General features: G+C 71.6%; 21 protein-coding genes. 3 read left to right on the forward strand and 18 right to left on the reverse strand.

Annotated features, from left to right (window positions below; genetic code table 11):
* Nucleotides 1-3 precede the first annotated feature (3 nt).
* Nucleotides 4-459 carry a DUF948 domain-containing protein gene (locus AB0F03_RS08110; RefSeq protein ID WP_361988219.1) on the reverse strand — a complete coding sequence of 152 codons (456 nt, stop codon included), beginning with the start codon at nucleotides 457-459 and terminating at the stop codon, nucleotides 4-6.
* Between the two features lie 164 nt (nucleotides 460-623).
* Between AB0F03_RS08110 and AB0F03_RS08115 the strand changes: the two genes are divergently transcribed.
* Entirely contained in the window at nucleotides 624-2,831 is a 2,208-nt protein-coding gene (locus AB0F03_RS08115) for an AAA family ATPase (protein ID WP_361987699.1), read from the forward strand.
* Between the two features lie 21 nt (nucleotides 2,832-2,852).
* On the opposite strand, the gene rpsD is transcribed toward AB0F03_RS08115, so the two are convergent.
* The 5 genes from rpsD to AB0F03_RS08140 form a co-directional block, all read right to left on the reverse strand.
* On the reverse strand, nucleotides 2,853-3,467 hold the full coding sequence (gene rpsD / locus AB0F03_RS08120; protein ID WP_121789752.1) for a 30S ribosomal protein S4: 615 nt from the start codon (nucleotides 3,465-3,467) through the stop codon (nucleotides 2,853-2,855).
* A 306-nt stretch (nucleotides 3,468-3,773) separates the two neighbouring features.
* Nucleotides 3,774-5,129, reverse strand: a complete 1,356-nt coding sequence (locus AB0F03_RS08125; protein ID WP_361987701.1) for a replication-associated recombination protein A — start codon at nucleotides 5,127-5,129, stop codon at nucleotides 3,774-3,776.
* Between the two features lie 43 nt (nucleotides 5,130-5,172).
* Nucleotides 5,173-5,829, reverse strand: coding sequence for a vitamin K epoxide reductase family protein (locus AB0F03_RS08130; protein ID WP_361987703.1), 657 nt, complete (start codon nucleotides 5,827-5,829; stop codon nucleotides 5,173-5,175).
* Between the two features lie 164 nt (nucleotides 5,830-5,993).
* Nucleotides 5,994-7,256 carry a histidine--tRNA ligase gene (hisS, locus tag AB0F03_RS08135; protein WP_361987705.1) on the reverse strand — a complete coding sequence of 421 codons (1,263 nt, stop codon included), beginning with the start codon at nucleotides 7,254-7,256 and terminating at the stop codon, nucleotides 5,994-5,996.
* Between the two features lie 13 nt (nucleotides 7,257-7,269).
* Nucleotides 7,270-7,977: an MBL fold metallo-hydrolase gene (locus tag AB0F03_RS08140; RefSeq protein ID WP_361987706.1), complete on the reverse strand. Its 708-nt coding sequence runs from the start codon at nucleotides 7,975-7,977 to the stop codon at nucleotides 7,270-7,272.
* Nucleotides 7,978-8,145: 168 nt separating this feature from the next.
* On the opposite strand from AB0F03_RS08140, the gene AB0F03_RS08145 reads away from it, so the two are divergent.
* Together AB0F03_RS08145 and AB0F03_RS08150 are read left to right on the forward strand one after the other, a co-directional pair.
* Nucleotides 8,146-8,976, forward strand: a complete 831-nt coding sequence (locus tag AB0F03_RS08145) for a peptidylprolyl isomerase (protein ID WP_361987708.1) — start codon at nucleotides 8,146-8,148, stop codon at nucleotides 8,974-8,976.
* Between the two features lie 154 nt (nucleotides 8,977-9,130).
* The gene (locus tag AB0F03_RS08150) at nucleotides 9,131-10,360 is read left to right on the forward strand and encodes a DUF349 domain-containing protein (RefSeq protein WP_361987709.1); all 1,230 of its coding nucleotides are present in this window, start codon (nucleotides 9,131-9,133) and stop codon (nucleotides 10,358-10,360) included.
* Between the two features lie 61 nt (nucleotides 10,361-10,421).
* Here the strand turns inward: AB0F03_RS08150 and AB0F03_RS08155 are convergent, their stop codons facing one another.
* The 12 genes from AB0F03_RS08155 to AB0F03_RS08210 form a co-directional block, all read right to left on the reverse strand.
* Nucleotides 10,422-12,959 carry a bifunctional (p)ppGpp synthetase/guanosine-3',5'-bis(diphosphate) 3'-pyrophosphohydrolase gene (locus tag AB0F03_RS08155; protein WP_361987711.1) on the reverse strand — a complete coding sequence of 846 codons (2,538 nt, stop codon included), beginning with the start codon at nucleotides 12,957-12,959 and terminating at the stop codon, nucleotides 10,422-10,424.
* 237 nt (nucleotides 12,960-13,196) lie between these two features.
* Nucleotides 13,197-13,745: an adenine phosphoribosyltransferase gene (locus tag AB0F03_RS08160; RefSeq protein WP_361987713.1), complete on the reverse strand. Its 549-nt coding sequence runs from the start codon at nucleotides 13,743-13,745 to the stop codon at nucleotides 13,197-13,199.
* A complete protein-coding gene (gene secF / locus AB0F03_RS08165) occupies nucleotides 13,742-14,851 on the reverse strand; it encodes a protein translocase subunit SecF (RefSeq protein ID WP_361987714.1) in 1,110 nt (369 codons plus the stop codon). Before secF ends, AB0F03_RS08160 begins: the two co-directional genes overlap by 4 nt.
* A gap of 3 nt (nucleotides 14,852-14,854) precedes the next feature.
* The gene (gene secD / locus AB0F03_RS08170) at nucleotides 14,855-16,639 is read right to left on the reverse strand and encodes a protein translocase subunit SecD (RefSeq protein WP_361987715.1); all 1,785 of its coding nucleotides are present in this window, start codon (nucleotides 16,637-16,639) and stop codon (nucleotides 14,855-14,857) included.
* Between the two features lie 144 nt (nucleotides 16,640-16,783).
* Complete coding sequence (gene yajC / locus AB0F03_RS08175) at nucleotides 16,784-17,308, reverse strand: preprotein translocase subunit YajC (RefSeq protein ID WP_361987717.1); 525 nt, start codon at nucleotides 17,306-17,308, stop codon at nucleotides 16,784-16,786.
* 233 nt (nucleotides 17,309-17,541) lie between these two features.
* Entirely contained in the window at nucleotides 17,542-18,621 is a 1,080-nt protein-coding gene (gene ruvB, locus AB0F03_RS08180; RefSeq protein ID WP_361987719.1) for a Holliday junction branch migration DNA helicase RuvB, read from the reverse strand.
* A 24-nt stretch (nucleotides 18,622-18,645) separates the two neighbouring features.
* Nucleotides 18,646-19,251, reverse strand: coding sequence for a Holliday junction branch migration protein RuvA (gene ruvA / locus AB0F03_RS08185; protein WP_361987721.1), 606 nt, complete (start codon nucleotides 19,249-19,251; stop codon nucleotides 18,646-18,648).
* On the reverse strand, nucleotides 19,248-19,787 hold the full coding sequence (gene ruvC / locus AB0F03_RS08190; protein ID WP_361987723.1) for a crossover junction endodeoxyribonuclease RuvC: 540 nt from the start codon (nucleotides 19,785-19,787) through the stop codon (nucleotides 19,248-19,250). The genes ruvA and ruvC overlap by 4 nt, the downstream gene beginning before the upstream one ends.
* A 144-nt stretch (nucleotides 19,788-19,931) precedes the next feature.
* Entirely contained in the window at nucleotides 19,932-20,684 is a 753-nt protein-coding gene (locus tag AB0F03_RS08195) for a YebC/PmpR family DNA-binding transcriptional regulator (RefSeq protein WP_361987725.1), read from the reverse strand.
* Nucleotides 20,685-20,732: 48 nt separating this feature from the next.
* The gene (pdxT, locus tag AB0F03_RS08200) at nucleotides 20,733-21,338 is read right to left on the reverse strand and encodes a pyridoxal 5'-phosphate synthase glutaminase subunit PdxT (RefSeq protein ID WP_361987727.1); all 606 of its coding nucleotides are present in this window, start codon (nucleotides 21,336-21,338) and stop codon (nucleotides 20,733-20,735) included.
* A gap of 12 nt (nucleotides 21,339-21,350) precedes the next feature.
* Nucleotides 21,351-22,256, reverse strand: a complete 906-nt coding sequence (gene pdxS / locus AB0F03_RS08205) for a pyridoxal 5'-phosphate synthase lyase subunit PdxS (protein ID WP_361987729.1) — start codon at nucleotides 22,254-22,256, stop codon at nucleotides 21,351-21,353.
* Nucleotides 22,257-22,360: 104 nt separating this feature from the next.
* A complete protein-coding gene (locus tag AB0F03_RS08210) occupies nucleotides 22,361-22,924 on the reverse strand; it encodes a hypothetical protein (RefSeq protein WP_361987731.1) in 564 nt (187 codons plus the stop codon).
* Nucleotides 22,925-23,165: the final 241 nt, after the last annotated feature.

A 23,165-nucleotide genomic window follows, 5' to 3' on the forward strand; every position in this document is an offset into this window, starting at 1 on the left:
CTCCTACGTTTCGGTGTTTCCGCGGTTCCGCCTGCTGCGCCGTGCGGCCGGCACCGTCCGGCCCACGATGACGGTACGCCGGGACGGCGCGGCGGGCGCGTCCTCCTTGCGGCCGCCCAGCGCCCGGCGGACGCCGTAGCCGAAGGCCGCGACCTTGACCAGCGGGCCGCCGAAGGTGGAGGCGACGGTGGTGGACAGCGCGGAGGCGTTGGACGTGACTTCCTGGACGTCCGAGGCGATCGCGTCGACCCGGTCGATCTGCGTCTGCGCGGAGCGCACCGCCTGGGAGGCGTCGGCCAGCAGCGGGACCGCCTGGTCGGTCACGTCCGCCACGAGCTTGGTGGTCGCCTTGAGCGTCTGGGCCAGCCTCGCCAGTGCCACGGCGAGGAAGGAGACCAGGATCGCCCAGAAGACGGCCACCAGAATCCCGGCCACCTCTCCACCGGACACTGTGCGCACCCGCTCCCTGAAACGTGCTCTGAACATCGGAACCATGAAAAAAGCAGTGCCCCGAGCCTATCGCGCCGGGGCCGGGGCTCCGCACCGGATCAGGCGGGCGCCACCGGCGGACTTGCGGGAAGCGATTGTACGGAATGAACACACTTCAGTACGCTCCGTGTCCCATGCGAGGTCCTCAGGTCCCCGGCCCCTGGGCGGACGCCGATCCGCCCCTCGAACTCACCGCCTTCGTCGGGCGGTCGGCCGAACTGGCCGCGCTGACGGCGGCGCTCGGCCGGGCGCGGCTGGTGACCGTGACCGGCACGGGCGGGGTCGGCAAGTCCCGGCTCGCCGTGCGCGTGGCGGCGCGCCGGCAGGCCGGTGCGCCGGGGGCCGGGGGCTGGGGGCGGGTGGACCTGGCGGCCGTGCGCGATCCGCAGTTCGTGGAGTACGCGGTCATGGAGGCGCTGGGCCTGACCGGCCGGACCAGCCGCCTGCCCCGCGAGGCGCTGCTGGAGCACCTGGCCGGCCGGCCGATGCTCCTGGTGCTGGACGGGTTCGAGCACCTGGCGCCGGCCTGTGCCGAGCTGGTGGCGGAGCTGCTGCGGAAGCTGCCGCGGCTCGGAGTGCTGGCCGTGGGCCGGCGCCCGCTGGGCCTGGTGGGCGAGCGGCTGTTCCCGCTGGCCCCGCTCGGCGAGGACGAGGCGGTGGAGCTGTTCACGGACCGGGCGCGCGAGCAGGGCCTCACGGTGGCCGACGGCACGGAGGTACGGGAGCTGTGCCGCCGGCTGGACGGGATCCCGCTGGCGCTGGAGCTGGCGGCGGGGCGGCTGCGGGCGCTGTCCCCCGCGCAGCTGCTCCAGCGGCTGGACGACCGGTTCCGGCTGCTGACCGGCGGCGGCCGGAACGCGCTCCCCCGGCACCAGACGCTGCGTACGGCGATCGGCTGGAGCCACGAGCTGTGCACGCCGGCCGAGCGGCTGCTGTGGGCGCGGCTGTCGGTGTTCGCCGGGACCTTCGACCTGGAGGCGGCCGAGTACGTGTGCAGCGGGGACGGTCTGGCCGCCGAGGACGTCCTGGACGTGCTGTCGGAGCTGCTCGCCCAGTCGGTCGTCTCCCGCGAGGAGACCCCGGCGGGCCCGCGCTACGGGATGCTGGACACCGTCCGGGCCTACGGCGCCGACTGGCTGGAGGCGACCGGGGACGCGGAACGCCTGCGGCGGCGGCACCGCGACTGGTATCTCGGTCTCGCCACCATGTGTGAGCTGGACTGGTTCTCGCCCCGGCAGCGGGAGGTGGCCGCGCGGGTGGACGCCGAGCTGCCCAATCTGCGGGCCGCGCTGGACGTGTCCCTGACCGACCCGGAGGACGCGCACCTCGGCCAGTACCTGGCGGCCTCGCTGTGGTTCTGCTGGGTGGGCTGCGGGCGGCTCGCGGAGGGGCGGCGCTGGCTGGAGCGCAGCGTGGAACTGGAGTCGGGGTACGAGCGGTCCCGGCTGAAGGCGCTGTGGGTGCTCGGCTACGTGGCGGTCCTCCAGGGCGACGCCGTGCCCGCGCTGAAGGCCCTCCGGGCGTGCCGTGAACAGGCGGAACGGGCTGCCGACCCGACGGCGCTGGCGTACGCGGAGCACCGCACCGGCTGTCTGGCGCTGGTCACGGACGACCTGGCCCGCGCGGAGACGCTGCTGCGGTCGGCGCTGGCCCGCTACCAGGAGATCGGCGAGTTGAACAGCAATGTGCTGATGGGCCAGGTGGAGCTGGCGATGACCCGGGCGTTCCAGGGGGACCTGCCGGACGCGGTGCGCCTGTGCGAGGACGTGCGCCGGGTGTGCGACGACCACGGGGAGCGGTGGACCCGGTCGTACGCCCTGTACGTACTGGCGTACGCGGCCTGGCTCGACGGGGACAGTGCCGGTGCGCGGACGCTGCTGGCGGACTGTCTGGGCCACGCGCACGCCTTCCGCGACCTGCTGGCCTGTGTCCTGGTGATCGAACTGCTGGCACTGGTGACGGTGACCGAGGGCGACGCGGCGGAGGCGGCCGTGCTCCAGGGCGCGGCGGGCCGGCTGTGGCCGTCGGTGGGACTGCCGCTGTTCGGCTCGGCACACTACAACGCCCCGCACGAGAGGTGCGAGGCGTCCGCACGGCAGGCGCTCGGCGACGCGCGGTACGAGGCGTACGTACGGGAGGGAGCCGGGCTGGACCGGGAGGCGGCGGTGGCCCGGGCGCTGGGACACGGCCGGGCACGGCCGCCGGCCGGGCTCCCGGGGCCGCGCGGGCCGGTGCCCGGGGACGGCGGCGCGGGCGGCGGCGCGGACGGGAGGCGCGGGGCGGCCGGTAAACGCGAACCCGCCGCCTCGCCCACCCGGAAGGGCGGGGAGACGGCGGGCTGAGGACTTACGCCGTGACCGGGATCAGCGGGCGTAGTACTCGACGACGAGCTGCTCGTCGCAGATCACCGGGATCTCCTTGCGGTTCGGCTCGCGGTCCAGGCGGAAGGCCAGGGCGCGGAGGTTCACCTGGAGGTAGCGCGGGGTCTCGCCGTCGGGGGCGAAGCCACCCTCACGGGCGACCTGGAAGAGCGTCTTGTCCTTGGAGCGGTCGCGGACCTGCACGACGTCGTCCGGGCGGACGCGGAAGGACGGCTTGTCGACCTTCTGGCCGTTGACCTGGATGTGGCCGTGGACGACCATCTGGCGGGCCTGGTAGATCGTGCGGGCGATGCCCGAACGCAGGACCAGCGCGTCGAGACGGCGCTCGAGCTCGATGATCAGGGCCTCACCGGTCTTGCCCTGGACCTTGGAGGCACGCTCGTAGGCGCGGACGAGCTGGCGCTCGGACACGTCGTACTGCGCGCGCAGACGCTGCTTCTCCAGCAGACGGACCTTGTAGTCCGAGTTCTGCTTGCGGCCGCGGCCGTGCTCACCCGGCGGGTAGGGGCGGGCCTCGAAGTACTTGACGGCCTTCGGGGTCAGCGCGATGCCGAGGGCACGCGACTTCTTGACCTTGGGGCGGGACTGGTTCGCCACTGTCTGTGTCTCTTTTCGTGAAATTCCGGCTTGTCAGCGTTTAGGGAGGTCGCATCCGCAGCCGGGAGAACCCGTCGGGTCCGCAGGGGACCTGCCGGGCAGCCGCTTCCCTGGTCTGGGCACATACGTGCAGCACGCGAGTGGCCCACCGACCGTCCCGTAACCGCGGGTGGTGGTGGGCTGCCCGCGACACCGTTCGACGGTGCGCGACGCTCCTGGAGCCGGTCCGCGAGGGACCGGAGCTCCGGCTGGCTCTCCCGCTCTGACGGCACGGGAGTCAGCACTTCGGAGCAGTCTACAGGGTGGTCAGGACCGCTTGCGACCGAGGTGTTCGCGGGTCCACTCGACCGCGTCCGCGTACCGGGCCTCGGCGCCGTGCCGGGTCGGCGTGTAGTACGCGCGGTCCCGGAGGGCGTCCGGGGCGTACTGCTGCCGGGCGATGCCCTCGGGCAGGTCGTGCGGGTACACATACCCCTGCGCGTGACCGAGGTCGGCGGCGCCCTTGTAGTGCCCGTCGCGCAGGTGCGGCGGGACGGGCCCGGCCAGACCCTTGCGTACGTCCTCCCGCGCGGCGCCGATCGCGGTGGTCGCGCTGTTGGACTTGGGGGCGAGGGCCAGGGCGATCGTGGCGTGGCTGAGGGTGAGCGCGGCCTCGGGGAAGCCGATCATGGCGACGGCCTGGGCGGCGGCGACGGCGATGGGCAGCGCGTTCGGGTCGGCGAGGCCGATGTCCTCGCTGGCGGAGATCATCAGCCGGCGGGCGATGAACCGGGGGTCCTCGCCGGCCTCGATCATGCGGGCCAGGTAGTGCAGGGCCGCGTCGACGTCGGAGCCGCGGATGGACTTGATGAGGGCGCTGGCGACGTCGTAGTGCTGGTCGCCGTCGCGGTCGTACTTCACCGCTGCGCGGTCGACGGTCTGCTCCAGCGTCCGCAGGCTGATCTCGCTCTCGCCCTGGGCCAGGGCGGCCCCGGCGGCGGCCTCCAGGGCGGTCAGGGCGCGGCGGGCGTCCCCGCCGGCGATCCGCAGCAGGTGCTCCTCGGTGTCCGCGGGCAGGGCGACGGCGTCCTTCAGGCCGCGCTCGTCGGCGAGGGCCCGGCGGAGCAGCCCGCGGACGTCGTCGTCGGTGAGCGGTTCCAGGGTCAGGAGCAGGGAGCGGGAGAGCAGCGGGGAGATCACCGAGAAGTACGGGTTCTCCGTCGTGGCCGCGATCAGGGTCACCCAGCGGTTCTCCACGGCCGGCAGGAGGGAGTCCTGCTGGGCCTTGCTGAAGCGGTGGATCTCGTCGAGGAAGAGGACGGTCTCCTTGCCGAAGCCGCCGACGGCGCGGCGGGCGCCGTCGATGACCGCGCGGACCTCCTTGACGCCCGCGGTGATCGCGGACAGCTCCACGAACCGCTTGTCGGTCGCCTTCGACACGACGTAGGCGAGGGTCGTCTTGCCGGTGCCGGGCGGACCCCACAGGACCACCGAGGAGGGCCCGGCGGGGCCGCCGGAGCCCTCGCCCACCAGCCGGCGCAGCGGCGAGCCGGGTTTCAGCAGATGCTGCTGGCCCACGACCTCGTCCAGCGTGCGCGGGCGCATGCGCACGGCCAGGGGGCTGCCTGCCGGGTCCTTCTCCTGGCGTTCTTCCGCCGCAGCGGTGAAAAGGTCGGGTTCCACGTCAAAACCCTAGAACACGGCACTGACAACGCGGGAACCGCCGTCAGCCGGTCCAGAAGTCCCACCAGCGGGTCAGCACGAGCATGCCGATGATGCCGACGTGCAGGACCGGCAGCACCCAGGTGAACTCGCCGAAGAAGGACCTCAGCGGGCGGGGGGCCGGCAGGAAGCCGTTGCGGACGTTGAACGAGGTGACGTACCAGAACATGACGATCGTGGCGACCCAGGCCAGCGAGCACCACAGGCACAGGGCGTTGATCCGGTACAGGGACTGGAACTGGAGCCAGGTGCAGAAGGCGACGCCGAAGAGGGTGCCGGCGTTGAAGGTCAGCCAGTACCAGCGCGGGAAGCGGGCGCGGGCCAGCAGGGTCACGCCGACGCAGACGACGATGCCGTAGCAGACCAGGCCGAGCATCGGGTTGGGGAAGCCGAACACGGCGGCCTGCTTGCTCTCCATCACGCTGCCGCAGGAGACGACCGGGTTCAGGCTGCATCCGGGGGTGAAGGTCTTCCCCTCGACCTTGGCTTCCAGGAGCTTGAACTTGTCGATCGTGATGACCCAGGCGGCCAGCAGTCCGGCCGCGCCGGTGATCACCAGCAGCAGGGCGAGGGCGCGGCCGGCGCCTTCGGTACGCGGGGCGTCGGCGGCGCGCCCGGGACCGGGAGCCGTGGAGACGTCGTTGACTGTCGTCTTGCTCATCACGCCGATTCCGTCACTTGAGAGTCGGGACCTGCTTCGGGCAGGGGCCATTGTGCCGCACGCGCACGGGTGCGCACCGTTCGCTCCGGATAAGCATGTTGGTACGACAAAGGGCGCCGGACGCCCCCGCGGGAAGCGTCCGGCGCCCACGCGCGCGGGTGCGGCTAGCCGAGCCTGGACTCCAGTTCGGCCACGATCTCGTTGACGCCGATCGCCGTCTGCTCGCCCGACTCCATGTCCTTGAGCTGGACGACTCCCTCGGCGAGGTCACGCTCGCCGGCGACGATGGCGTAGCGGGCGCCCGAGCGGTTGGCGTTCTTCATGGCGCCCTTCAGGCCCTTGCCGCCGTACGCGAAGTCCGCCGCGATGCCTACCTTGCGCAACTCGGTGACCTTGGCGAACAGCACCCGGCGGGCCTCCTCGCCGAGCGGGACCGCGAAGACGCTGGTCGCGGAGGGCAGGTCCAGCCGCACTCCCTCGGCCTCCAGCGCGAGGACCGTGCGGTCCACGCCCAGGGCCCAGCCGACGGACGGCAGCGCGGGGCCGCCGATCATCTCGGACAGGCCGTCGTACCGGCCGCCGCCGCCCACCGCGGACTGCGAGCCGAGCCCGTCGTGCACGAACTCGAAGGTGGTGCGCGTGTAGTAGTCCAGGCCGCGCACCAGCCTCGGGTCGTCCTGGAAGGAGACGCCCGCGGCGGTGATCAGCTCGCGGACCTCCTCGTGGTACGCCTTGCACGCGTCGCACAGGAAGTCACGCAGCAGCGGGGCGCCCGTCAGCTGCTTCTGGACCGACTCGCGCTTGTCGTCGAGGACCCGCAGCGGGTTGATCTCGATGCGGCGGCGCGTGTCCTCGTCCAGGTCCAGGCCGTACAGGAACTCCTGCAACGCGGTCCGGTAGACCGGGCGGCACTCCTTGTCGCCCAGGCTGTTCAGCAGGATGCGGAAGTCGCGCAGGCCCAGTGAGCGGTACGCCTGGTCGGCCAGGATGATCAGCTCGGCGTCGACGGCCGGGTCCTCCGCGCCGAGCGCCTCGGCGCCCACCTGGGAGAAGTGACGGTACCTGCCCTTCTGGGGGCGCTCGTAGCGGTAGTAGGAGCCGGAGTACCAGAGCTTGACCGGGAGGTTGCCCGCCTTGTGCAGGCCGGCCTCCAGGGCCGCGCGCAGCACCGAGGCGGTGCCCTCCGGGCGCAGGGCGAGCCGGTCGCCGCCCTTGGTCTCGAAGGCGTACATCTCCTTGGTCACGATGTCCGTGGACTCGCCGACACCGCGCGCGAACAGCTCGACGTTCTCGAAGCCGGGCGTCTCGATGTAGCCGTACCCGGCGGTGCGCAGCGGAGCGGCGATCGCCTCGCGGACCGCCAGGTACCGGGCCGAGTCGGGCGGGATCAGGTCGTAGGTGCCCCTGGGGGCCTTGAAGGTGCTCACCGAAGGTCTCTCGTCACATTCCTCGTCGGGGAGCCGGGGAGGCTCCCTGGCCGGCCGCCACCTGCCGCAGATGGGGGTTGGTGGCGCGCTCCTGGCCGATGGTCGTCTGGGGGCCGTGTCCGGACAGCACCACGGTGGAGTCGTCGAGCGGCAGGCACACGCGGGCCAGCGACTCGACCATGTCCGTCATGGATCCGCCCGGCAGGTCGGTGCGTCCGATGGAGCCGGCGAACAGCAGATCCCCGGAGAAGAACACCGACGGGATGTCGGCGCTCTCGGGCATCCGGAAGGTCACCGACCCCTTGGTATGGCCGGGCGCGTGCGCGACGGAGAACTCCAGCCCCGCCAGTTCGAGGGTGGCGCCGTCGCTCAGCTCCCTGACGTCGTCCGGCTCCCCCACGGTCAGCTCGCCCATCAGCGGCATGCCGATGGAGCGGCCGAGCGCCTTCTCGGGGTCACTCATCATGTACCGGTCCTCGGGGTGGATCCAGGCCGGTACGTCGTGCGCCCCGCAGACGGGGACGACCGAGGCCACGTGGTCGATGTGGCCGTGGGTGAGGACGACGGCGACGGGCTTGAGCCGATGCTTGCGCAGCGCTTCCGCGACGCCTTCGGCGGCCTGGTGGCCGGGGTCGATGATCACGCACTCCGCACCGGCGGCGGGGGCGACGAGATAACAGTTCGTCCCCCAGGCCCCGGCGGGGAACCCGGCAATGAGCACGGTCGTCCTTCGTTGTGTCGGTCACGGGCTGCTTCAGCTGCGGTCAGAAGCCTACCGGCGCTGCCGTTTCCTCAGCGAACCCATATACGGTACGGGGCTACACACTGCGGTCGGCTCACGAGGACGCACGCGTACCGCCCGCCACGACACGCATGAGGAGATAACCCGGTGGTCAGCCAGGAGCAGCGGCGGCGTCAGCTCGCCCGGGAGAAGTTCTTGCGGCAGCAGCAGCGGCGCACCCAGGCGCGGCGCAAGGCCCGTCTGCGCAACTCCGTGATCGCGTCGGTCCTGGGCGTGGTCGTGATCGGCAGTGTCGCGCTGTACACGACCGGGGTCCTGAAGGACGACGGCAAGAAGGAGAACGCGAGCGCCGGCACCACGCCGAGCGCGACGCCCACCAGCAAGGCGCCCGACCCGTGCGCCGAGCCGGCGGCCGGCTCGGCGAAGAAGCTCAGCTGGAAGAAGGAGCCGGCGATGACGATCGACACGTCGGCGAAGTACACGATGAAGCTCGCGACGACGTGCGGTGACATCGGCATCGCGCTGAAGACTGCGGCGGCCCCGCACACGGTTAACTCGTTCGGCTTCCTGGCGGGCAAGGGCTACTTCGACCACACCAAGTGCCACCGGCTCACCACCGCGCAGATCTTCGTCCTCCAGTGCGGCGACCCCCAGGGCACGGGGATGGGCGGGCCGGGCTACACCCTCCCGGACGAGAACCTGAAGGACAAGGTCCTCAAGGGCAACACCTACCCGGCGGGCACGGTCGCGATGGCCAACACCGGACAGAAGCACACCGGCGGCAGCCAGTTCTTCCTCGTCTACAAGGACAGCCCCCTGCCGCCCAGCTACACGCCGTTCGGCACGATCACCGCGTCGGGCATGAAGGTGCTGCACAAGATCGCCGCGGCGGGCGCCCAGCCGGCCGACCCGAGCACCCAGAACACCGCCCCGAACGCCACCGTGGTGATCAACAAGGCGACGGTGACGAAGTCCTGACGGCCGGGGTGGCGCGGGACGGCCGACTGCGGAATTTCGGTCGCGCTGGATGCGGACAGGCCGCCCGCCGGTCGCCTATGTTGGCCGTGACGAAACTGTGGACGATGCCCGGGGGCGCTGAGGCCCCCCGCAGGCATCATGTGGAGGAGGCGCTGTGAGCAGCGACCCGTGGGGACGCGTCGACGAGACGGGGACCGTGTACGTGCGTACGGCCGACGGCGAGCAGGTCGTCGGCTCCTGGGCGGCCGGCTCCCCCGAGGAGGCGCTTGCCTACTTCGAGCGCAAGTACGAAGGCCTGGTTGTCGAGATCGGCCTCCTCGAGAAGCGGGTGCGGACCACCGACCTGTCGTCGAAGGACGCCCAGACCGCGATCGGCCACCTGCGCGAGCAGGTGGACGCGCACCACGCGGTCGGTGACCTGGACGCCCTGCGCACGCGGCTGGACAAGCTGGTGGAGACCGTCGAGGCACGCCGCGAGGAGCGCAAGGCGCAGCGCGCCAAGCAGTCCGACGAGGCCCGCCACGCCAAGGAGGCGCTGGTCACCGAGGCGGAGGAGCTGGCGCAGTCCGACCAGTGGCGGGCCGCCGGTGAGCGGCTGCGGGCGCTGGTGGACACCTGGAAGGGCCTGCCGCGGCTGGACCGCAAGTCCGACGACGAACTGTGGCACCGCTTCTCCCACGCCCGGTCGGCGTTCTCCAAGCGGCGCAAGGCGCACTTCGCGCAGCTGGACGCGCAGCGCGAGGACGCCCGGCGCGTCAAGGAGCGGCTGGTCGCCGAGGCGGAGGCCCTGTCGGGTTCGGCGGACTGGGGTCCGACGGCGGCCCGCTACCGCGAGCTGATGGCGGAGTGGAAGGCCGCGGGCCGTGCCCAGCGCGAGCACGAGGACGACCTGTGGAACCGCTTCCGCGGCGCCCAGGACGTCTTCTTCGCCGCCCGCAGCTCGGTGTTCGCCGAGCGCGACGCGGAGCAGTCGGAGAACCTGAAGCTGAAGGAGGAGCTGGCCGAGGAGGCCGAGAAGCTCCTGCCGATCCAGGACCTGAAGGCCACTCGGGCCGCCTTCCGCTCGGTCAACGAACGCTGGGAGGCCATCGGCCACGTCCCGCGGGACGCGCGGCCGAAGGTCGAGGGCCGGATGCACGCCGTCGAGCGGGCGATCCAGGAGGCCGAGGAGGCCGAGTGGCGCCGGACGAACCCGGAGGCACGCGCGCGTGCCGAGGGTCTGACGGGTCAGCTCCAGGCCGCCGTGGACAAGCTGGGCAAGCAGATCGAGCAGGCGCGCGCCCAGGGCAACAACGCCAGGGCCGACAAGCTCCAGCGTGAGCTGGAAGGCCGCCAGGCGCTCCTGGAGCAGGCCCTGAAGGGCTTGCAGGAGTTCGGCGGCTGATCGCCCGCCGCTTGCGCGAAAGGGCCCCGTACACGCGTACGGGGCCCTTTCGCGTGCCCGGCTAGGACCGGCTGCGTCCCGAGGTCACGCGGTACACGTCGTACACGCCCTCCACGCCGCGGACGGCCTTCAGGACGTGACCGAGGTGCTTGGGGTCGCCCATCTCGAAGGTGAACCGGGAGGTGGCGACCCGGTCGCGGGAGGTCTGCACGGCCGCGGAGAGGATGTTGACGTGCTGGTCGGACAGGACTCGGGTGACGTCCGACAGCAGGCGCGAGCGGTCCAGCGCCTCGACCTGGATGGCGACCAGGAAGACCGAGGACTGGGTGGGTGCCCACTCGACGTCGAGGATGCGTTCCGGCTCACGGGAGAGCGAGTCGACGTTGACGCAGTCGCTGCGGTGCACCGAGACGCCGCTGCCGCGCGTGACGAAGCCGATGATCGGGTCGCCGGGGACCGGTGTGCAGCAGCGGGCCAGCTTGACCCACACGTCGTCGACGCCCTTGACGACGACGCCCGGGTCGGCGCTGGAGCGGCGTTTGCGGCTGCGTCCGCGGGCCGGCGGGACCGACTCGTCGATCTCCTCGGTGGCGGCCTCCTCGCCGCCCAGGGCCTGCACCAGTTTCTGGACGATGTTCTGCGCGGAGACATGGCCCTCGCCGATCGCCGCGTACAGGGCGGAGATGTCCGAGTACCGCATCTCGTGGGCGAGCGTGACGAGGGAGTCGCCGGTGAGGATCCGCTGGATCGGCAGGTTCTGCTTGCGCATGGCCCGCACGATGGCGTCCTTGCCGTGCTCGATCGCCTCGTCGCGGCGTTCCTTGGAGAACCAGGCGCGGATCTTGTTGCGTGCCCGCGGCGACTTGACGAAGCCGAGCCAGTCGCGGGACGGGCCGGCGCCGGTCGCCTTGGAGGTGAAGACCTCCACCAGGTCGCCGTTGTCCAGGGTGGATTCGAGCGGTACGAGGCGGCCGTTGACCCGCGCTCCTATGGTGCGGTAGCCGACCTCGGTGTGGACCGCGAACGCGAAGTCCACCGGGGTGGACCCGGCCGGCAGCGCTATGACGTCGCCCTTGGGCGTGAAGACGAAGACCTCGTTGCGGGACAGGTCGAAGCGCAGGGACTCCAGGAACTCGCTGGGGTCCTCGGTCTCCTTCTGCCAGTCCAGCAGCTGCCGCAGCCACGCCATGTCGTTGATGGCGTCCTTGTCCTTGCCGGAGGCCTTCGGCACGTCGGTGCGGACCTTGGAGGCCCCGGCGACGGCCTCCTGCTTGTACTTCCAGTGCGCGGCGATGCCGTACTCGGCGCGGCGGTGCATGTCGAACGTGCGGATCTGGAGTTCGACCGGCTTGCCGTTGGGCCCGATGACCGTCGTGTGCAGCGACTGGTACATGTTGAACTTGGGCATCGCGATGTAGTCCTTGAACCGGCCGGGGACCGGGTTCCATCGCGCGTGGACGGTGCCGAGGGCGGCGTAGCAGTCGCGGACCGTGTCGACGAGGACGCGGATGCCCACCAGGTCGTAGATCTCGGCGAAGTCGCGGCCCCGCACGATCATCTTCTGGTAGACGCTGTAGTAGTGCTTCGGGCGGCCGGTGACGGTCGCCTTGATGCGGGCGGCCCGCAGGTCGGCCTGGACCTCGTCGGTCACTATGGCCAGGTACTCGTCACGCTTCGGCGCGCGCTCGGCCACCAGCCGTACGATCTCGTCGTACATCTTGGGGTAGAGGATCGCGAACGCGAGGTCCTCCAGCTCCCACTTGATGGTGTTCATGCCGAGGCGGTGGGCGAGCGGCGCGTAGATCTCCAGCGTCTCGCGCGCCTTCTTCTCCTGCTTCTCACGCTTGAGATAGCGCATGGTGCGCATGTTGTGCAGGCGGTCGGCGAGCTTGATGACCAGGACGCGGGGGTCCTTGGCCATGGCGACGACCATCTTGCGCACGGTCTCGGCCTGCGCGGCCTCGCCGAACTTGACCTTGTCCAGCTTGGTGACGCCGTCGACGAGCAGGGCGACGGTGTCGCCGAAGTCGCGGCGCAGCTGGTCGAGGCCGTACTCGGTGTCCTCGACGGTGTCGTGCAGCAGGCCGGCCATCAGCGTGGCCGGGTCCATGCCCAGCTCGGCCAGGATGGTGGTGACGGCGAGCGGGTGCGTGATGTACGGGTCGCCGCTCTTGCGCTTCTGGCCGCGGTGCCAGCGCTCGGCGACCTGGTAGGCGCTCTCGATCTGGCGCAGCGTGGAGTTCTCGGTCTTGGGGTCGTTGCTGCGCACTATCCGCAGCAGCGGCTCCAGGACCGGGTTGTACGGGTTCGCGCGCTGGACGCCGAGGCGGGCGAGGCGGGCCCGGACGCGGTTGGAGGAGCCGGTGCGGGCCGAGGGGGTGGGGGGCTGGCGCACGACCGGCGGCTGCGCGGGGCGCTCCGCGGGGGCGGGCTTGGGACGCGAGGCCTCGGCGCTCTTCTCGACGGGGGCGGACTGGGCGTGCTCGACCGGTCCGCGGGTGTCGTTCTTCACCTGGGACGCGTTCGGCGCGGGCTTCGCTGCGGGTGCCGAGGCGGGCTCGGGCTTGGCGGCGGTCAGTGGCTGGGCCTCGTCTGGCAAGAGGGCTCCTCGTGCGCGATCCGGGTCCCCCGGTCAGGCTCCGGACATCCCATGGTAGCCATCCTGCGCCCGGTCATCGCCTCCAGGCCGCTGTGAGGACCGTCCACCCGTGCGACGGACGGAGCCCACGGAGGATTCCACGGCCGCCCCGGGCGGTCCGCGTCGGTGCGGTGCCGGGCCCGGTACGGCGACGGCCGCCCCGGTGTCACCGGGACGGCCGTTCGGTGTGCGGACCGGTCAGATCCTGAGGAGCGCCTCCACCGGCGCGCCGCCCAGAGCCGGCTCCAGGCGGGCGCGGCCGTCGAGGAAGCCCAGCTCCATCAGCACGGCGACCCCGCAGACCTCGGCGCCGGCCCGGTGGACGAGCTGGACCGCGGCCTCGGCGGTGCCGCCGGTGGCCAGGACGTCGTCCACGATCAGGACGCGGTCCCCCGAGGCCAGGTCCTCGGCGTGCACCTCGATCTCGGCCGAGCCGTACTCCAGGTCGTAGGCCTGGCGCAGGGTGGCTCCCGGCAGCTTGCCGGCCTTGCGGACGGGGATGAAGCCCAGTCCCGCGCGGACGGCGACCGGGGCGCCCAGGATGAAGCCACGGGCCTCCAGGCCGATGACCTTGGTCGCACCGGTGGCGGCGGCGATCCCGGCGAGGGCGTCGGTGAGCGCCGCGAAGGCCGTCGGGTCGGCCAGCAGCGGGGTGATGTCCTTGAACATCACGCCCGGCTCCGGGTAGTCGGCGACGTCACGGATGCGGCTGAGCAGCAGCGTCGAGATGTCCGCGAGCTCGGTCATGGGCGCTTCCCCGAGGTCCGGCCGCGGCCCCGGCCGCGCGACGCGGGCTGGTTGCGCGGACCCACCACGGCCGGGGCGGCGTCATCGGCGTCGTCGCCCGGACCGGCGGGCGTCTCCGCGGAGTCCCCGCCGGCCGCGGCCTGGGCGCGCTTGGCCAGGACCCGCTTGGTGAGGGCCTTCATCGCCGGCTCGCGCTCCTTGAGGTCGGCGACGAGCGGGGTGGCGATGAAGATCGAGGAGTAGGCACCGGCCGCGAGACCGACGAACAGCGACAGCGAGATGTCGTTGAGCGTGCCCGCGCCGAGGAAGCCGCCGCCGATGAAGAGCAGACCGGCGACCGGCAGCAGGGCGACGACCGTGGTGTTGATGGAGCGGACCAGGGTGCCGTTGATCGACCGGTTGGCGATGTCGCTGTAGGTCCAGCGGGTCTGCTTGGTGATGTCCTTGGTCTGCTCCTTGAGACTGTCGAAGACGACGACCGTGTCGTAGAGCGAGTAACCGAGGATGGTCAGCAGGCCGATGACGGTGCCGGGCGTGACCTCGAAGCCGACCAGGGCGTAGATACCGGTCGTGATGGTGATGTCGTGGATCAGCGCGACCAGCGCCGCGATGGCCATGCGCCACTCGAAGGCGATCGCCAGGTAGATCACCACGAGGACCATGAAGATCGCCAGGCCCTCCCAGGCCTTGTTGGCGATCTGCTCGCCCCAGCTCGGGCCGACCAGGTCGGCGGCGAGCTTCTCGGGGTCGAGGTTCAGGTCCTTCGCCAGGTCCTTCTTGATCCGGTCGGACTGGTCGGTCTCGATGCCGGCGATCTGGATGCGCAGGCTGCCGTTGCCGAGCTTCTGCACGATCGCCTCGTGGCCGGCGGCGTCCTTGGCGTACGTCTCGGCCTGGGCCACCGAGGTGCTCATCTTGGTCGGCGTGGTGAAGACCGCGCCGCCCTGGAATTCGATGCCCATGTTCAGGCCGCGCACCGCCAGGCCGACGATGGCCGTGATGGTGATGAGGATCGAGACGCCGTACCAGATCTTGCGCTTGCCGACGAAGTCGTAGCTGATCTCGCCGCGGTGCAGTCGAGCGCCGAGGTTGCCGAGTTTCGACATCGCTCATGCCTCCTTCGGGTCGACAGGGCCGGCGGGACCGGCGGAACGGCGGGTACGGCGCAGCGGCGGCTTGGCGCCCAGGCCCTTCGGGTCGAGCCCGGACCACTTGTGGCCGTCCGCGAAGAACTTGCGGCGGGCGAGCAGCGTCATGAGCGGCTTGGTGAAGAGGAAGACGACGACCACGTCGAGCAGGGTGGTCAGGCCCAGGGTGAAGGCGAAGCCCTGCACCTTGCCGACGGTGACGATGAACAGCACCGCGGCGGCGAGGAACGACACGAAGTCCGAGACCAGGATGGTGCGCCGGGCGCGCGGCCAGGCCCGCTCCACGGCGGGGCGCAGCGAGCGGCCCTCGCGGATCTCGTCACGGATGCGTTCGAAGTACACGATGAACGAGTCCGCGGTGATACCGATCGCGACGATGGCACCACACACTGCGGGCAGGTTCAGCGCGAATCCGATGGCCGGGCCGAGCAGCGTCATGATCAGGTAGGTGAGGATCGCGGAGACCACCAGGGAGGCCATGGCCACGAGGGACAGGCCGCGGTAGTACACCACCAGGTAGATCACGACCAGCGCGAGACCGATGGCGCCGGCGAGCAGGCCGGCGCGCAGCTGCTCACCGCCGAGCGCGGCGGTGACGGTGGTGACGGACTCCTCGCGGAAGGAGAGCGGGAGAGCGCCGTACGACAGCATGTTGGCGAGGTTCTGGGCCTCGGTCTGGGTGAACCTTCCAGAGATGTAGGCGCTGCCACCGGTGATGGCCTCGTGCACGAACGGGCTGGAAACGACCTGGCCGTCCAGGACGATGCCGAACTCGTTCTGCGGGGTCTGGTTCTTGGCCAGCTCGCCGGTGATGTCCGCGAACTTCTTGCCTCCGCCGGAGGTGAAGGTCATCTGGACCTGCCAGCCGGAGGCGCCCTGGGTGTCGAAGACGGCCTGTGCCTTCTTCACCTCGGTGCCGTCCACGGCGGCCGGGCCGAGCAGGTACTTGAACCACGCGCCGTCGTTCTCGCCGCAGGCCACGGTGGGCTGGCCGGGCTTGGCGTTCTTGCCGGCGTTGGCGCGGTCGGCGGGCTTGGCGCAGTTCAGGGCCGCGTAGCGGGCCTGGAGGGCGGCGGTGTCGCCGGAGGGCTTGCCGCTCGACGGGGCCGAGGGGGTGGCCGACGGCTTGGCGCTGCCGGAGGCGGAGCCGCTCGGCGAGGGGGTGGAGCCGGCCTTGAGCGCGTCGGTGACGGCGCGGCCCTGGGAGGTCGCGGTGCCCGTGGGGGACGCGGAGCCGGACGTCGCCTGCTGCGGGGAGGCGCTGCCCGAGGGGCTCGCGCCCGGCTTGGGCGAGGAGCCGCCGCTGGAGGAGGCGCTCGGCGAGGGGCTCTGCGCGGGGGCGCCGCTGGGCTCGCTGGCCAGGACCGGGCGGAAGTACAGCTTGGCGGTGGTGCCGACCTGCTGCTGGGCCTCCGCGGAGTTGGTGCCCTTGGGGATGTTGACGATGATGTTGTCGGTCCCCTGGGTCTGCACCTCCGCCTCGGAGACGCCGAGGCCGTTGACACGGCGGTTCATGATGTCGACCGCGGTGTCCATGTTGGCCTTGTTGATCGCGGACCCCTGGTCGGCCTTCGCCTTGAGCGTGATGCTCGTACCACCGGCGAGGTCGATACCGAGACGCGGAGTGGTGTGCCCGGAGGCGAACATCCCTCCGGTGAGCGCCACGATGGCGATCAGGATGAGGGCCAGCGAGCGCCCTGGCTTGCTCTGGGCGCTCGCGCTCCGGCCCCTCTTAGGTGCTGCCACCTTCTCGTACTCCCTCTCGGGCCGCCCCGCGCCCGGTCGGCGCGGTCGGCCATGACATGGTGTCGGGCTCCCGTGCGAGACAGCCGCGCCCGGGGTGCGCGGGGCGGGGCTGGTGGTGCCCCCGCCGCGCGTCCCGGGGCGTGACTACTTCGTGCCGGAGTCGCCGTCGGTCTTCTTCGGCTCGTCGTCCGTCCTGGCCTCGGCAGCCTGGGCCTTGTCCTCGGCGGCCCGGATCGCGTCGTCCCCGCGCTCGGCGGCGTCCTTCTTACCGAGGTCGATCTTGTCGTCGGAGGCGGCGGCAGCGGCGGGCCCGTCGGTCTCGTCGGTCTCGGTGAGGGAGGACGCGTCGTCCGGGACGACGGCGGCGTCGGACTTCAGGTCGTGCTCGGCGCCGTGGACGATGCGGTTGTACTCGTCGTCGGAGAGGACGGCACCGATGGAGTTCTTCGCGAACAGCAGGTCCACGCCGGGACCGGCGTCGAGGAGGACCGTCTCCTCGTTGACCTCCTTGACCGTCGCGTAGATCCCCCCGATCGTGCGGACACCGGAGCCGGGCTGCATCTCGTTCCGCATCTGGGCGGCCTGCTGCTGCTTCTTCTTGGCCGAGCGCGTCATCAGGAACATGGCCGCGATGAGCACGATGAAGGGGAGAAGGGTCAAGGTATTCACGGGACGGGATTTCCTTCGCGCGACCGCGACGGACAGCGGCCATTGGGATGGGGGTGTGGTCGGCGCCACCCGCAAGGGCGGCATCGGCGGAGTCTAAGCGAGTCCGCGCGCATGGAACAACGCTCAGCATGGCACCAGGGTTCCTGCTGAGGCCAATGTCCCCGCCGTCACCACGGCATCACGTGGTCGTCGGGAGGTCGCCCGGCCGCCCCCGGGCGGGCATCAGGCCGCCGTCACGCCCCGAACAGGTCCTGCTGTGCGCCTCCCGCGGCGCCGCCGGGAGCCGAGCGGGGCGGGGTCAGGCCGAGATGGGCCCAGGCGGCGGGGGTGGCGACCCGGCCGCGCGGGGTCCGGGCGAGCAGGCCCTCCCGGACCAGGAACGGTTCGGCGACCTCCTCCACCGTCTCCCGCTCCTCCCCCACCGCGACCGCGAGGGTCGACAGGCCGACCGGGCCGCCGCCGAACAGCTTCAGCAGAGCTTGCAGGACGGCGCGGTCGAGCCGGTCCAGGCCGCGCGCGTCGACCTCGTACACCGCGAGGGCGGCGGCGGCGATGTCACGGGTGACGACGCCGTCGGCCTTGACCTGCGCGTAGTCGCGGACGCGGCGCAGCAGGCGGTTGGCGATGCGGGGCGTACCGCGGGAGCGGCCGGCGATCTCCGCGGCGCCGGCCGGGTCGATCTCGACATCCAGCAGGTGCGCCGAGCGGTGCACGACCCGCTCCAGTTCGTGCGGCTCGTAGAACTCCATGTGCGCGGTGAAGCCGAAGCGGTCGCGCAGCGGGGGCGGCAGCAGGCCCGCGCGTGTGGTGGCGCCGACCAGGGTGAAGGGGGGGAGTTCCAGCGGGATCGCGGTGGCGCCGGGGCCCTTGCCGACGATGACGTCGACGCGGAAGTCCTCCATGGCCATGTACAGCATCTCCTCGGCGGGCCGGGACATGCGGTGGATCTCGTCGAGGAAGAGCACCTCGCCCTCCTGGAGCGAGGACAGGATCGCGGCGAGGTCGCCGGCGTGCTGGATGGCGGGGCCCGAGGTGATGCGGATGGGGGCGCCCATCTCGGCCGCGATGATCATCGACAGGGTGGTCTTGCCCAGGCCGGGCGCGCCGGAGAGCAGGACGTGGTCGGCGGTGGCGCCGCGCGCGCGTGCGGCGCGCAGCACCAGGTCGAGCTGTTCGCGGACCTTCTCCTGGCCGATGAACTCACCGAGGTCCTTGGGGCGCAGGGCGGCCTCGACGGCCTGGTCCTCCCCGTCGGCGGCCGGGCCCACCAGCCGGTCGGGGGCGGGGGTGCCGGTCGGATCGTCCCAGTTCATGTGTGTGCCTTACGACGGTCTCGGTCAGCGGGCTCGGTTCAGCGTCTGGAGGGCGGCCTTCAACAGCCGGCCCACCTCGGGGGTGCCCTCGGCGGCCTCGGCCTGCGGGGCGACGGCGGCGACCGCCTCGTCGGCCTCGCGGGTGGCGTAGCCGAGGCCGAGCAGGGCCGCGTGCAGCTGGTCCCGCCAGCCCTGGCCGGCGGGCGCGCCGACGGCGGGGGCGCCGACCGGCGCGCCGAGCCGGTCCTTGAGCTCCAGCAGCAGCTTCTGGGCACCCTTCCTGCCGATGCCGGGGACGGCCGTGAGGGCCTTCTCGTCGCCGCCTGCGACCGCGCGGCGCAGGGCGTCCGGGGTGTGCACGGCGAGCATCGCCTGAGCGAGACGGGGGCCGACCCCGCTCGCGGTCTGGAGCAGCTCGAAGGTCTGGCGTTCGTCGTCGTCGGCGAAGCCGTAGAGGGTGAGGGAGTCCTCGCGGACGACGAGGGAGGTGTGCAGTCTGGCCGGCTGGCCGGTCCGGAGGGTCGAGAGGGTGTTCGGCGTGCACTGGACGGCCATGCCGACGCCCCCGACCTCGACGACCGCTGCGTCGGGGGCGAGTGCGGCGACCGTGCCGCTGACGAAGGCGATCATGCCGTACGGCCTTTCGTTGCGTGGGCGGTGTGCAGGGCGACGGCCTGCTGGAGCCGGTTCTGCGCGGGGGCGCGCCAGATGTGGCAGATGGCGAGCGCGAGGGCGTCGGCGGCGTCGGCGGGCCTGGGCGGCGCCGACAGCCGCAGCAGCCGGGTGACCATGGCGCCCACCTGCGCCTTGTCGGCGCGACCGCTGCCGGTGACGGCGGCCTTGACCTCGCTGGGGGTGTGCAGGGCGACGGGGATGCCGCGCCGGGCGGCGCACAGCATGGCGACGGCGCTGGCCTGGGCGGTGCCCATGACCGTGCGCACGTTGTGCTGGCTGAAGACGCGCTCCACGGCGACGAACTCGGGCCGGTGCTCGTCCAGCCACTGCTCGATGCCCTGCTCGACACCGAGCAGCCGGTGGCTGAGGTCGGCGTCCGCGGGTGTCCGTACGACGCCGACGCCGAGCATCGTGAGCGGGCGGCCCGCTACCCCCTCCACGACACCGACACCACACCGGGTCAACCCGGGGTCCACCCCCAGTACGCGCACCGCGCCCCCTCCCTTCGACGGCCTGTTCGTGCAGGCTATCGGGTGCCACCGACAACGCCCCGCACCCACCGCCCGGGCAGCCGGCGCCCGGCAACGCGACGGGCCGACGGGGGTTACCCGTCGGCCCGTGATCAGCCGTGCGCGTTACGCGTCGACCTTCTCCATGATCTCGTCGCTCACGTCGAAGTTGGCGAAGACGTTCTGCACGTCGTCGCTGTCCTCCAGCGCGTCGATCAGCTTGAAGATCTTCCGCGCGCCGTCCTCGTCCAGCTCGATCTGCATGGTGGGGACGAAGTTGGCCTCGGCGGAGTCGTAGTCGATGCCGGCGTCCTGGAGGGCGGTGCGGACCGCGACCATGTCGGTGGCCTCGCTGATGACCTCGAAGGTGTCGCCGAGGTCGTTGACCTCCTCGGCGCCGGCGTCGAGCACCGCGCCGAGCACGTCGTCCTCGGACAGCTCACCCTTGGGGACGATCACCACGCCCTTGCGGTTGAACAGGTACGACACCGAACCCGGGTCCGCCATGGAGCCGCCGTTGCGGGTCATGGCGACGCGGACCTCGGAGGCGGCGCGGTTGCGGTTGTCGGTGAGGCACTCGATGAGCACCGCGACCCCGTTGGGACCGTAGCCCTCGTACATGATCGTCTCGTAGTCGGCGCCGCCCGCTTCGAGACCCGCGCCGCGCTTGACCGCGGAGTCGATGTTCTTGTTCGGGACCGACGACTTCTTCGCCTTCTGGATGGCGTCGTACAGCGTCGGGTTACCGTCCGGGTCGCCGCCGCCCGTCCGCGAGGCGACCTCGATGTTCTTGATCAGCTTCGCGAAGAGCTTGCCGCGCTTGGCGTCGATCACGGCCTTCTTGTGCTTCGTCGTGGCCCATTTAGAGTGGCCGGACATCTGCCTGTCTCCTTCGCGTAACCCATCTCTGTACGAACGGCAGAGATCCTACAAGGACTCCGGTGTCCGAACGGCGCGCACCATGTCGACGAACAGGGAGTGCACCCGGTGGTCGCCGGTCAGCTCCGGGTGGAAGGAAGTGGCGAGCACGTTGCCCTGGCGCACCGCGACGATGTGGCCCTCGTGCTCGGCGAGCACCTCGGCACCGGCGCCCACGGACTCCACCCAGGGGGCGCGGATGAAGACGCCCTCCACAGGATCGCCCGCGACGCCCCGTACGTCGACCGCGGCCTCGAACGACTCGTTCTGCCGCCCGAAGGCGTTGCGGCGCACGATCATGTCGATGCCGCCGATGGTCTCCTGGCCCGAGCGCGGGTCGAGGATCTTGTCGGCGAGCAGGATCATGCCGGCGCAGGTGCCGTAGACGGGCAGGCCGGCGCGCACGCGCGCGCGGAGCGGCTCCATCACTCCGAAGAGGACGGCCAGCTTGGAGATGGTGGTGGACTCGCCGCCGGGCAGCACGAGGCCGTCGACCTCGGCGAGTTCCTCGGGGCGCCGCACCGGCCTGGCCACGGCGTCCGCCGCGGCCAGGGCGATGAGGTGCTCCCGTACGTCGCCCTGGAGGGCCAGGACGCCTATGACGGGGGTGTTCATGTGTTCCGTGCCTTACCAGCCGCGGTTCGCGTAGCGCTCGGTCTCGGGGAGGGTGTCGCAGTTGATGCCGACCATGGCCTCGCCCAGGTTGCGGGACGCGTCCGCGATGATCTTCGGGTCGTCGTAGAAGGTGGTGGCCTTCACGATGGCGGCGGCGCGCTTGGCCGGGTCGCCCGACTTGAAGATGCCGGAGCCGACGAACACGCCCTCGGCACCGAGCTGGCGCATCAGAGCGGCGTCGGCCGGGGTGGCGACACCGCCGGCGGAGAAGAGGACCACCGGGAGCTTGCCCAGCTCGGCGACCTCCTTGACCAGCTCGTACGGGGCGCGCAGCTCCTTGGCCGCCGCGTACAGCTCGTGGTTGTCGTAGCCGCGCAGCCGGGCGATCTCGTTCTTGATCTGGCGCAGGTGGCGGACGGCCTCGACGACGTTGCCGGTGCCGGCCTCGCCCTTGGAGCGGATCATCGCGGCGCCCTCGGCGATGCGGCGCAGGGCCTCGCCCAGGTTGGTCGCACCGCACACGAAGGGGGTGGTGAACGACCACTTGTCGGAGTGGTTGACCTCGTCGGCCGGGGTCAGCACCTCGGACTCGTCGATGTAGTCGACGCCGAGGGACTGGAGCACCTGGGCCTCGACGAAGTGGCCGATGCGGGACTTGGCCATGACCGGGATCGAGACGGCGTCGATGATGCCCTCGATCATGTCCGGGTCGGACATGCGGGCCACGCCGCCGTCCTTGCGGATGTCCGCGGGGACCCGCTCCAGGGCCATGACCGCGACGGCGCCCGCGTCCTCGGCGATCTTCGCCTGCTCCGGCGTGACGACGTCCATGATGACGCCGCCCTTGAGCTGTTCGGCCATGCCGCGCTTCACGCGCGCGGTGCCGGTCTCGGGAGCCTGGTTGTCGATGGTGGACACGGGTGACCTCACTGATGGGAAAGAAGGCTTCTGCACCGCTGAGGAAACGCGAGCGGACCAGTCCACAGCAAGGGCCAATGGCAAGCCGGTGGATCGTTTTGGGTTCACCGGGCCGTCGGCGGGCGGTCAGGAATCCGTTCCACCAGGGCCGCGGGCGGCTCGTCGTCCATCTCGACGGCCAGCGGGAACGGGGCGTGGCCGGCCAGCCGGAACCAGCGCACCTTACGGTGTTCCCGCAGCCTGCGCGCCGCTCCGACGCCGTCGTTGTGGAAGCGGCGGGCCATCGGCACCCGGCGGACGGCCTCGGCCAGCTCCCGGGCCGCCTCCTCGCCGCCCGGCGCCTCCCGTACGGCCTCCACCTGCGCCGGATGCGCGAAGACCGCGCGCAGTGCCTGGCTCAGCTCGCTCTCGGCGACCTCCCGGTGCTCCTCCTCGGCCTGCCGGGCGGCGTGCGCCGCCTCGTACAACACGATCGAGGCCGCCGGGTCCAGGACGCCCGAGGTGGCCAGTTCCTGCGCCACGGAGGCCCGCCGCAGCAGCTCGGCGTCGAGGGCGGCCCGGGCGGCGTCCATCCGCACGTGCAGCCGGTCGAGCCGTCCTGCCGTCCAGCTCAGGTACACGCCGACGGCGACGAGCGCGAGGAGGATCCAGATGAGGGTTACGGTCACGGCGGAAGGCTATCGGCTGCTCCGGAACTCCTCCGCCGCACTCCGGGCGTCCGCCCGCCCGGCGCCCGGGGGCTGCCGGCCGCCCCACCGGGCCGGAACCCGGCGCGGTCCGCCGCTGACCCCCGGCACCGCTGCCTCCGGCCCCGGCGTCCGCCGTTCGAAGACCCGTCGGCCGACCCCCACGAACCCACCGGCGATCCGCCTACCGATCCGGTCGACCGGGCTTCACTTCCGCAGCCCG

It is taken from the genome of Streptomyces sp. NPDC028722, from assembly GCF_040637655.1.
GTDB lineage: Bacteria > Actinomycetota > Actinomycetes > Streptomycetales > Streptomycetaceae > Streptomyces.